This is a genomic window from Hydrogenophaga sp. (assembly GCF_022844385.1).
Lineage (GTDB): Bacteria > Pseudomonadota > Gammaproteobacteria > Burkholderiales > Burkholderiaceae_C > Hydrogenophaga.
Genome location: NZ_JALHLX010000127.1, coordinates 1 through 10,160, shown reverse-complemented (window position 1 = coordinate 10,160; position 10,160 = coordinate 1). Strand labels below are relative to the sequence as shown.

At 64.0% G+C, this 10,160-nt stretch carries 10 protein-coding genes; 9 read left to right on the top strand and 1 reads right to left on the bottom strand.

Annotated elements, in window-relative coordinates:
- Positions 1-1,265 (bottom strand): FAD-dependent oxidoreductase (locus Q0C59_RS16385; protein ID WP_291217472.1); only part of this gene is annotated, 1,265 nt, incomplete at its 3' end.
- Between the two features lie 337 nt (positions 1,266-1,602).
- On the opposite strand from Q0C59_RS16385, the gene rpsB reads away from it, so the two are divergent.
- The 9 genes from rpsB to bamA form a co-directional block, all read left to right on the top strand.
- On the top strand, positions 1,603-2,358 hold the full coding sequence (gene rpsB / locus Q0C59_RS16380) for a 30S ribosomal protein S2 (protein WP_291217470.1): 756 nt from the start codon (positions 1,603-1,605) through the stop codon (positions 2,356-2,358).
- Positions 2,359-2,472: 114 nt separating this feature from the next.
- The gene (gene tsf / locus Q0C59_RS16375) at positions 2,473-3,390 is read left to right on the top strand and encodes a translation elongation factor Ts (protein ID WP_291217467.1); all 918 of its coding nucleotides are present in this window, start codon (positions 2,473-2,475) and stop codon (positions 3,388-3,390) included.
- A 148-nt stretch (positions 3,391-3,538) separates the two neighbouring features.
- A complete protein-coding gene (gene pyrH / locus Q0C59_RS16370; protein WP_291217465.1) occupies positions 3,539-4,249 on the top strand; it encodes a UMP kinase in 711 nt (236 codons plus the stop codon).
- 41 nt (positions 4,250-4,290) lie between these two features.
- Positions 4,291-4,851, top strand: a complete 561-nt coding sequence (frr, locus tag Q0C59_RS16365) for a ribosome recycling factor (RefSeq protein WP_069046663.1) — start codon at positions 4,291-4,293, stop codon at positions 4,849-4,851.
- Between the two features lie 48 nt (positions 4,852-4,899).
- The gene (uppS, locus tag Q0C59_RS16360; protein ID WP_291217463.1) at positions 4,900-5,658 is read left to right on the top strand and encodes a polyprenyl diphosphate synthase; all 759 of its coding nucleotides are present in this window, start codon (positions 4,900-4,902) and stop codon (positions 5,656-5,658) included.
- Entirely contained in the window at positions 5,651-6,484 is an 834-nt protein-coding gene (locus tag Q0C59_RS16355; RefSeq protein WP_291217461.1) for a phosphatidate cytidylyltransferase, read from the top strand. Before uppS ends, Q0C59_RS16355 begins: the two co-directional genes overlap by 8 nt.
- Positions 6,485-6,489: 5 nt before the next feature.
- Positions 6,490-7,674: a 1-deoxy-D-xylulose-5-phosphate reductoisomerase gene (gene ispC / locus Q0C59_RS16350; RefSeq protein WP_291217459.1), complete on the top strand. Its 1,185-nt coding sequence runs from the start codon at positions 6,490-6,492 to the stop codon at positions 7,672-7,674.
- Positions 7,675-7,729: 55 nt separating this feature from the next.
- Complete coding sequence (gene rseP / locus Q0C59_RS16345; protein ID WP_291217457.1) at positions 7,730-9,094, top strand: RIP metalloprotease RseP; 1,365 nt, start codon at positions 7,730-7,732, stop codon at positions 9,092-9,094.
- Between the two features lie 11 nt (positions 9,095-9,105).
- Positions 9,106-10,160, top strand: a 1,055-nt coding sequence (gene bamA, locus Q0C59_RS16340) for an outer membrane protein assembly factor BamA (protein ID WP_291217455.1), incomplete at its 3' end; no start/stop codon positions are given.

Sequence of the window (10,160 nt, the reverse complement as noted above, 5' to 3'; positions counted from 1 at the left end):
TGGACGAGCGTGAGCTCGGGTGTGCGTCCGCCCACTTGGTCGGCGAGAACGCGGGCCGATCCGCAGGCCATGGACCAGCCGCACGGCCCGTGACCCAGGTTCAGCCAGAGGCCCGGTACGCGGCTCGCGCCGATCAGGGGTCCACCGTCGGGCAAGGTCGCTTGAGCGCCGCACCATTCCTGGACGTTGCCTGCCGGGCCCCCCAGCCGAACCGCGCCCGGAAACCAGTCGGACAACGCTCGGTACAGCCGCTGCAGACCCGCCTTGGACGGTGTGCTGGATTCGCGACCCCATTCCCGGCCACCGGCCACCCGCACGCGCTGGCCCAGCCGGGCAATCGACACGCCGAGGCGCGCATCGAGCACCGCTGACTGCGGCGAATCCATGGGTTCCCGCACCGCTGCGCTCAGCGAATGACCGCGCACTGTTTGAAGCGGCGCTTTCAAGCCCAGCGGGGTCAGCAAACCCGCGCTCGCCGCGCCGGTGCACATCACCACGGCGTCAAAACGCTGGGGTCGCACAGGCGCTCCGTCGTTGTTCGGATGGGATGCGGTGTGAACCAGCTCCAGCTGGAAGCCCGCCGGTGTCAGCGCTTCAACCCGGCTCACGATGGTGTTGAATTCGAAGTGGCAGCCCGATTGCTGGGCCTGTGCGCGCAGCAACACCGCAAATTCACGGCAGTTGGCCACCGCTTCCCCTCCGAGTTCGACGGCACTGTGCAGTGCAGTCTCTGTACTGAGTGCAGGTTCCAATTCACGGGCTTCGTCGGCAGTGAGCGTCTTGACGGGCAAGCCCAGATCGCGCAGCTGCTGCAGCGGCGCCTGCGCCAGGCGGGCGTCTTGCTCGCTTCTCAGCAGCACCAGCATGCCGTGGCTGCGGTCGTGTTCCAGCTGGTACTGGTCGGTGATGGCCTGCAGCCGCTCCTGGTTGTAGCGCACCAGGCGATGGATCTGCTCCTGGACGGCCGCCAGATGAGGGCCCTTTTGCGCCTGGCGCCATTGCCAGAGCCAGCTCCACTCGCTGCCCCGGGGCAGGCGGGCGAGTTGGAGTCCATCGGTCGCCGTCGACCAGGGCCATCCCAATTGCCGTTCTGCCGGACTCCAAGGGGCGGTCCAACCCGGGGCAATGAGCGCTCCGCTGGCAAAACTGGCCTCCTCGGCTACTGTGCTGCGCCGCTCGAACACCGTCACCTCATGACCGTCCAGCGACAACTCGTGTGCGCAGGCGATGCCGACCACTCCTGCTCCGACCACCGCGATTTTCAAACCGTGCTCCCAGAAAACTGCATTGTGCCGGGCGGCGACAGGGGGCCGGGCAGGCTCGCGTGACAAAGACCGGGATGGCGCATGGGTGGCAACGCAGGAAGCCGGCGTGTGCGCGTATTCAGCACACCCGACAAGGAGCTTGGGAAGAGAGGTTGGACTGCTATAATCGACAGGCTTTGCAGATGGTGGGTCGGACGAACGTCCTGTCCAAAGCTGCAAGGCAAATCGCAAACCAGCCCAACCGGGTGTTGCCTGCGTCGACCCGATCACAAGCGATCCGGGCGGCCAACAGGTGATCGGGGCTGGATTTTAGACTCAACCTCTGGAAAGTCATCTCATGTCAATCTCCATGCGCGAAATGCTGGAAGCCGGTGTCCATTTCGGTCACCAAACCCGCTTTTGGAACCCCAAGATGGCTCCGTACATCTTCGGTCACCGCAACAAAATCCACATCGTCAACCTCGAGAAGACGCTGCCCTTGTTTGAAGACGCGGCGAAATTCGTGCGTCAACTCTCCGCCAACCGCGGCACCATCCTGATGGTGGGCACCAAGCGCCAGTCGCGCGACATCGTGGCCCAGGAAGCCCGCCGTGCCGGCGTGCCTTTCGTGGACCAGCGCTGGCTCGGCGGCATGCTCACCAACTTCAAGACCGTCAAGACCTCGATCAAGCGTCTGAAGGACATGCAGGCCCAGAAAGAAGGCGGCCTGGACAGCATGACCAAAAAAGAGCAGCTGACCTTCACCCGCGAAATGGAAAAGCTGGAGAAGGACATTGGCGGCATCCAGGACATGACCGCGCTGCCCGATGCCATTTTCGTGATCGACGTGGGTTTCCACAAGATCGCCGTGCTCGAAGCGCAAAAGCTGGGCATTCCGCTGGTCGGCGTGGTCGACACCAACCACTCGCCCGTGGGCATCGACTACGTGATCCCCGGTAACGACGACTCGGCCCGCGCCGTGGCGCTCTACGCCCGTGGCATCGCCGACGCAATCCTGGAAGGCCGCAACAACGCCGTCAACGACGTGGTGAAAGCCGTTGCCGCTGAAGGCGCCGACGAGTTCGTCGAAGTCAAGGAAAACACCGCCGCTTGAAGGCGCTGTTCCCACGAAAGAGGGGCTTCTGAGCCCCTTTTTCGCACCAGAATCCGATCATTGAACACGGCCGACTTCAGCCCAAGGGGTGAAGCGGCGCCAAGGAGAACACAGATGGCAATTACCGCAAGCATGGTCGCCGAACTGCGCGCCAAGACCGACGCCCCCATGATGGAGTGCAAGAAGGCCCTGACCGAAGCTGACGGCGACATGGCCAAGGCAGAAGAGCTGCTGCGCGTCAAGCTCGGCACCAAAGCCGGCAAGGCCGCCAGCCGCGTGACCGCCGAAGGCGTGGTCGCCAGCTTCATCGAAGGCACCACCGGTGGCCTGATCGAAGTCAACTGCGAAACCGACTTCGTCACCAAGAACGACAGTTTCCTGGCCCTGGCAACCGCCGCGGCCCAGCTCGTTGCCAAGCACCAGCCGGCCGACCTGGCTGCGCTGGGCGCGCTGCCTTACAGCCAGGATGGCTTCGGCCCCACGCTGGAAGACGTGCGCAAGGGCCTGATCGGCAAGATCGGCGAGAACATGTCGTTCCGGCGCTTCAAGGCCTGGAGCGGTGCATCGAAGCTGGCCGGTTACCTGCACGGCACGCGCATCGGCGTGGTGGTGGAGTTTGACGGCGATGAGACGGCCGCCAAGGACGTTGCCATGCACGTGGCCGCCATGAAGCCCGTGTCCCTGACCAGCAACGACGTGCCCGCCGAGTTCATCGAGCGCGAGCGTTCGGTGGCCACGGCCAAGGCCGACGAAGCCAACAAGGAGCTCGTGGCTGCCGGCAAGCCGGCTCAGAGCGCCGAAATCGTGGCCAAGCGCATCGATGGTGCGGTGCAGAAGTACCTCAAGGAAGTCTCGCTGTTCAACCAGTCTTTCGTGAAGAACGACAAGCAGACCGTCGAAGCCATGCTCAAGGCTGTCAGCACCACCGTCAAGGGTTTCACCTTGTACGTGGTGGGCGAGGGGATCGAGAAAAAGGTGGACGACTTCGCCGCTGAAGTCGCCGCCCAGGTGGCCGCGGCCAAAGGCGCCTGAGCGCCCGCTGTCGGCAGCCGTTGCTGCCCTGAACAAGACAACGGGCCGCAAGGCCCGTTGTCTTGTGTGTAACCGGCACCGGGGAGCCCGCGCTCCTCGGTACACTTGCCGGCTGTATTTTGTGTTTTCGTTTCCTGAAAGTTGCCACATGCCTGCCTACAAACGGATCCTGCTGAAGTTGTCGGGTGAAGCCCTCATGGGTGACGACGCCTTCGGCATCAACCGGGCCACCATCGTGCGCATGGTGGAGGAGATCGCAGAGGTCACGCGCCTGGGTGTGCAGGTGGCCATCGTCATCGGTGGCGGCAACATCTTTCGCGGTGTGGCGGGCGGATCGGTGGGCATGGACCGCGCCACGGCTGACTACATGGGCATGCTGGCCACGGTGATGAACTCGCTGGCGCTGGCCGACACCATGGACAAGGCCGGTCTGGTGGCGCGTGTGATGTCGGCCATTGCCATCGAGCAGGTGGTCGAGCCTTATGTGCGCCCCAAGGCCTTGCAGTACCTCGAAGAGGGCAAGGTGGTGGTATTCGCCGCTGGTACCGGCAACCCCTTCTTCACCACCGACACGGCTGCCGCATTGCGCGGCGCAGAGATCGGTGCCGAGATCGTGCTCAAGGCCACCAAGGTGGACGGCGTGTACAGCGCCGACCCGAACAAGGACCCCACCGCCACCCGCTACGCATCGATCACGTTTGATGAAGCGATGCAAAAGAACCTGCAGGTGATGGACGCCACGGCATTTGCCCTGTGCCGTGACCAGAAACTGCCGGTCAAGGTGTTTTCGATCTTCAAGCCCGGTGCGCTGCGCGACGTGGTGATGGGCAAGGACGAAGGCACGCTGGTTCATGTGTGACGCGCGATGGCGCGCACCCCTTGCAGAAATGAGGAGTTTTCATGAGCGTTGATGACATTCGCAAAACCGCCGAGCACAAGATGATGCAATCGGTGGAAGCGTTCAAGAACGGGCTGACCAAAATCCGCACCGGCCGCCCCAACCCGGCCCTGCTCGATACCGTGCACGTGGACTACTACGGCGCCATGTTGCCGCTGTCGCAGGTGGCCAACCTCACCTTGCTCGATTCGCGCACCATCGGTGTGGCGCCCTGGGAAAAAGGCATGGGCGCCAAGATCGAGAAGGCCATCCGCGAGTCCGACCTCGGCCTGAACCCGTCAAGTCAGGGTGATCTGATCCGCGTGCCCATGCCGCCCATGACCGAGGAGCGCCGCAAGGAACTCACCAAGGTCGTGCGCGGTGATGGCGAAGCCGCCAAGATCGCCATCCGCAACCTGCGGCGCGACGCCAACGAACAGGTGAAGAAGCTGGTGAAGGAAAAGCTGGCATCTGAAGACGATGACCGCCGGTCACAGGAAGACATCCAGAAGCTCACCGACCGGGTCATCAACGAGGTGGACCGCCTTGTTGCCGGCAAGGAACAGGACATCATGGCGGTCTGACCGCCGATGACAGCCGCGCGCTACGTTCTGCCACCCATGTCACCACCCATGCCCACCCAGGACGCACTTCCAGAATCGTTGCCTCGCCACGTCGCCATCGTGATGGACGGCAATGGCCGTTGGGCGCAAAAGCGCTGGCTGCCGCGGGTAGCGGGTCACAAGCAGGGCGTTGAAGCCTTGCGGCGCGTCGTCAAGGCCTGCCTCGAGCGCGAAATACCGGTGTTGACTGTGTTCGCGTTCTCCTCGGAGAACTGGAACCGGCCGGTCGAGGAGGTTTCCAGCCTCATGGATCTGCTGGTGCTCGCGTTGTCTCGAGAAGTCCCTTCACTGGAGGGCAACGGCGTCCGCCTGCACTTTCCCGGCGATCGTCACGGGCTCTCCAAGCGCGTGGTTCAGGGTCTGGTGGCCGCCGAGAACGACACCGCCCACAACCACAAGCTGGTGCTCAACGTCTGCTTCAACTACGGCGGCCGTTGGGACATGGCACAGGCTGCGCGTCGCCTGGTGGCCCAAGGTCTCGAGATCACCGAAGAAAGCCTGAACGGTCAGATGGCGCTGGCCCACGTACCAGACCCGGACCTGTTGATCCGCACCGGCGGCGAGCTGCGCATCAGCAATTTCCTGCTGTGGCAAACCGCGTACACCGAACTGGTATTCACCGAGTGCCTGTGGCCGGATTTTGGTCCCGCTGACCTGGACCGCGCGCTGCAGGAGTACGCCAACCGCGAACGCCGTTTTGGGCAAACCGCCGAGCAAGTCGGCCAGGCAGAACCGCTGCTGGCCGTGGGCGGCGAACGACATGCTTAGGCAGCGTGTCATCACCGCCTTGCTGCTGCTGGCGGTCTTGTTGCCAGCCCTGTTTTATCCCGCCATCGAACCGTTTGCCGCGCTCACCTTGCTGCTGATCGTGGCCGCGGGCTGGGAGTGGGCCCGTCTCAATGGCGTCGGCTCGCGCCCGGCGTTGCTCCTGGGCCTGGGACTGGGACTGGTCATGGTGGCCGTCTGGCTGTCGGGCGGACTTGATCAATCATGGCGCAGCGTCTGGATCGGCGTGGGGGTGCTGTGGGTCGTGCTGGCGGCGGCCATGCTTGCGCGCGGTGTCTCCGGGTGGGGTGCGTGGCCCAAGGGTTTGCGGCTCTGGCTCGGCCTGGTCCTGATTGGATGCGCATGGGTGGCCATGGTCCAGGCCCGGCTCACAGGTCTGGGTTTTCTGTTGTCGGTGCTGCTGCTGGTCTGGATGGCTGACATCGCCGCCTACTTCGGCGGCAAGGCGTTGGGGCGGCGCAAGCTGGCTCCGACGATCAGCCCGGGCAAGACCTGGGAAGGCGCCGTCAGCGGTTTCATCGGGGTGTTCGCGATGGCAGCTGCTTGGCTCTGGGCAGACGCCCAGGGCATCGCAGACGCCAGCAGTCTCTATGCACGCCTCTGGTCCTTCGGCCCTCTCCTGGCAGTGTTGTCATTGGCTTTTCTGGTGTCCATGAGCGTCGTCGGTGACCTTGTCGAGTCTTTGGTCAAACGCAGCGCGGGTGTCAAGGACTCCAGCGGCCTGCTGCCGGGCCACGGCGGAGTGCTCGACCGTGTCGATGCGCTGCTGCCGGTGCTGCCCTTGGCCATGATGCTCACCACGTTATGAATCTCATGACCTCCACGCAGTCCATCACCATCCTCGGCTCCACCGGGTCCATAGGCAAAAGCACGCTGGATGTGCTGGCGCGCCACACCGACCGATACCGCGTGTTCGCCCTGACAGCGTCCACGCAGGTCGATTTGATGCTGGCGCAGTGCCAGCAGTTTTCCCCTCGCTACGCCGTGATGGTGAGTCCCGCGTCTGCGAAGCAGCTGGCCGAGCGCGCGCGCGAGTTGGGCCTCGCGGTGCAGGTGCTCTCGGGCGAACAGGCCCTGTGTGACGTGTGCACCGATCCCGAGGTGGATGTTGTCATGGCCGCCATCGTGGGTGCCGCCGGTCTTGCGCCCAGCCTGGCGGCGGCACAGGCGGGCAAAAAGCTCTTGCTGGCCAACAAGGAAGCCCTGGTGGTCGGTGGCGCTTTGTTCATGCAGGCGGTGCGCGATGGCGGTGCCACGCTTCTGCCCATCGACAGCGAACATTCCGCTGTGTTCCAGTCCTTGCCCGAAGACCAGGCCTCGTGGTCGCGCCGTGTGGAGAAGATCGTGTTGACCGCCTCGGGCGGACCGTTTCGCACGCGCGATCCCCAAACGCTGGCCCAGGTCACCCCCAATGAAGCCTGCGCGCACCCCAACTGGGTCATGGGGCGCAAGATTTCGGTGGACTCGGCCACCATGATGAACAAGGCACTCGAAGTCATCGAAGCGTGTTACCTCTTTGGCTTGCCACCAGCGCAGATCGAGGTGGTGATCCACCCGCAGAGCGTGATCCATTCGATGGTGCAGTACACCGACGGTTCGGTGGTGGCCCAGCTGGGCACGCCCGACATGCGCGTGCCGATCGCCTATGGACTGGCCTGGCCCGAGCGCATTGCGTCCGGCGCCGCCCCGCTGGACTTCGGCACCTTGGGTGCCTTGACGTTTGAGAAGCCCGACGGCTCGCGCTTTCCCGGGCTGCAGCTGGCCTGGGATGCCTTGGTGGGGCCGATTGGCACCACCGCTGTGCTCAATGCGGCGAACGAGGTCGCCGTGGCGGCGTTTCTTGACCAGCGGCTTCGGTTTGACCAGATCCACGCCATCAACGATGCAACTTTGCAGGCCCTGATCCCCTCCAATCCCAACGACTTGTCCGACTTGTTGGCCATTGATCAGCAGGCGCGCCGGCTGGCTCAAACCCAGGTCGAGCGGCTCTCCCGCTGAATCGCCTGGCCCGCAGGCGCTGAGGCGATCTTCACCTCTTCACGACCCGCCCACCATGCTCACTCTAGTTGCCTTTGTGGTCGCCCTTGGCCTTCTGATTGCCGTGCACGAATACGGCCACTACCGCGTGGCGGTCGCTTGCGGTGTGAAGGTCTTGCGCTTTTCGGTGGGCTTCGGCAAGCCGCTGCTGACCTGGCGCAAGAAGGGCAGTCCGACCGAGTTTGTGTTGTGCGCCTTGCCGCTGGGCGGGTATGTTCGCATGCTCGACGAACGGGAAGCGCCGGTCGATGCGGCCGAGCGCCATCTGGCTTTCAACACCCAGCCCCTGCGATCGCGTGCGGCCATCGTGGCGGCCGGCCCGGCGGCCAACCTGTTGCTGGCTGTCGCCCTGTACGCTGTGGTGAACTGGAGCGGCGTCGAGGAACCCAAGCCTGTGCTGGCCAGCCCGGCCATCGGATCGCTCGCCGAAGCAGCGGGCCTGCGCGGCGGTGAATGGGTGGCACAGGCCGGGCCCGACGAGGATAGTTTGGCCGATGTGGGCTCGTTCGAAGACCTGCGCTGGCGCCTGACTCAGGCAGCCCTGTCCAACGAGGACATGGTGCTGCGGGTGAGCAACGAAGAGGGCGGCGCACCGCGGTCGGTTGTCTTGCCGCTGGCGGGGCTGGATGTGCGCGAAGCCGATGCTTCCCTGTTTCAAAAGATCGGTATCACCGGCCCCTGGACCCAACCCGTGGTGGGCGAGGTGATGGAGGGCGGCGCTGCTGCGGCGGCCGGCCTGCGCGCTGGTGACACGGTGCGCAGCGTCGACGGCGCAGCCGTGCCGGACGGTCAGCGGCTGCGCGCGCTCATCCGGGCTTCCACCGGTCCTGCGGGTGAAGCCCGTGAGCAGGAATGGGTGGTGGATCGCAATGGTCAGCGAGTTTCCCTGACGGTGAAGCCTGTTCCCGAGAAGCAGGGCGATGCGTGGGTGGGTCGCGTGGGGGCCTACATTGGTGCCGCACCCCAGATGATGACGGTGCGCCACGGCCCGGTGGACGGCCTGCTCAAGGGCGTGGTGCGCACCTGGGAAGTGTCCTGGCTCACGCTCAAGATGATGGGGCGCATGGTCATCGGTGAGGCGTCGATCAAGAACCTCAGCGGGCCGCTCACGATTGCGGACTACGCAGGCAAATCGGCCAGCCTGGGCATCACCTCTTACATCCTGTTTCTGGCCCTCATCAGCGTGAGTCTGGGGGTGCTGAACCTGCTGCCGCTGCCGGTCTTGGATGGGGGGCACCTGATGTATTATCTTTGGGAGGGTGTGACCGGTCGCAGCGTGTCTGACGTCTGGATGGAGCGCCTGCAGCGCGGTGGTGTCGTGGTCCTCATGGCGCTCATGTCCGTTGCCTTGTTCAATGATGTGGCCCGCTTGGCTGGCTGAACACTTTTCCCATGACAAAAAACAAAAACGGTCTGCGCGGCCTGACCCTTTCAGCGCTCGCGGCCGCCATGCTCGGCGCTTTGCCCGCTTGGGCCGTTGACCCCTTCACCTTGCGCGACATCCGTGTCGAAGGCCTGCAGCGTGTCGAGCCCGGCACCGTGTTCGCCTCGCTGCCGTTTCGCATCGGCGACCAATACAGCGACGACAAGGGCTCAACCGCCATTCGGTCGTTGTTCGGCCTCGGCCTGTTCAGTGACATTCGCCTGCAAATCAATGGTGATGTGCTGGTGGTGATCGTGGAAGAGCGCCCCACGGTGGCCGATGTGAGCTTCTCCGGCATCAAGGAATTTGACAACGAGGTGCTCACCAAGGCACTGCGCGACATTGGTCTGACCGAAGGCCGCCCTTTCGACAAAGCGCTGGCCGACCGGGCCGAGCAGGAACTCAAGCGCCAGTACATCAGCAAGAGCATGTACGCAGCGCAGGTGGTGACCACCGTCACGCCGGGCGAGCGCAACCGGGTCAATCTCAATTTCAGCGTGGTCGAAGGCGATGTGGCCAAGATCAAGGACATCCGGATCGTGGGCAACCAGGCCTTCTCCGAGTCGACCTTGCGCAACCTGTTCGATCTGGACACGGGCGGCTGGCTGAGCTGGTACACCAAGTCGGACCGCTACTCGCGCGCCAAGCTCAACGCCGACATCGAAACGCTGCGCTCGTACTACCTGACCCGCGGCTACCTCGAATTCCGTATCGACTCCACGCAAGTGGCGATATCGCCCGACAAGCAGGACATGTCGATCACCCTCAACATCACCGAGGGCAACCGCTACGTCGTGTCTTCGGTGGCACTGGAAGGCGAATACCTCGGCAAGGAAGAGGAATTCAAGTCGCTCATCACCCTGCGCGCCGGTGAGGCCTACAACTCCGAAGACGTCACCAGCACGGTGAAGGCCTTCACCGATTACTACGGTGCCTTTGGCTACGCATTCGCTCAGGTTGAAGCCACGCCCGAGATCGATCGTGTCAACAAACGGGTGTCGTTCGTCCTGCGCGGCCAGCCGGC

What these genes read in the sequence shown, in the direction of transcription:
- tsf (WP_291217467.1), top strand. Translation starts at nt 2,473, where the DNA reads ATGGCAATTACCGCAAGCATGGTCGCCGAACTGCGCGCCAAGACCGAC.
- rpsB (WP_291217470.1), top strand. Translation starts at nt 1,603, where the DNA reads ATGTCAATCTCCATGCGCGAAATGCTGGAAGCCGGTGTCCATTTCGGT.
- ispC (WP_291217459.1), top strand. Translation starts at nt 6,490, where the DNA reads ATGACCTCCACGCAGTCCATCACCATCCTCGGCTCCACCGGGTCCATA.
- Q0C59_RS16355 (WP_291217461.1), top strand. Translation starts at nt 5,651, where the DNA reads ATGCTTAGGCAGCGTGTCATCACCGCCTTGCTGCTGCTGGCGGTCTTG.
- frr (WP_069046663.1), top strand. Translation starts at nt 4,291, where the DNA reads ATGAGCGTTGATGACATTCGCAAAACCGCCGAGCACAAGATGATGCAA.
- rseP (WP_291217457.1), top strand. Translation starts at nt 7,730, where the DNA reads ATGCTCACTCTAGTTGCCTTTGTGGTCGCCCTTGGCCTTCTGATTGCC.
- pyrH (WP_291217465.1), top strand. Translation starts at nt 3,539, where the DNA reads ATGCCTGCCTACAAACGGATCCTGCTGAAGTTGTCGGGTGAAGCCCTC.
- uppS (WP_291217463.1), top strand. Translation starts at nt 4,900, where the DNA reads ATGCCCACCCAGGACGCACTTCCAGAATCGTTGCCTCGCCACGTCGCC.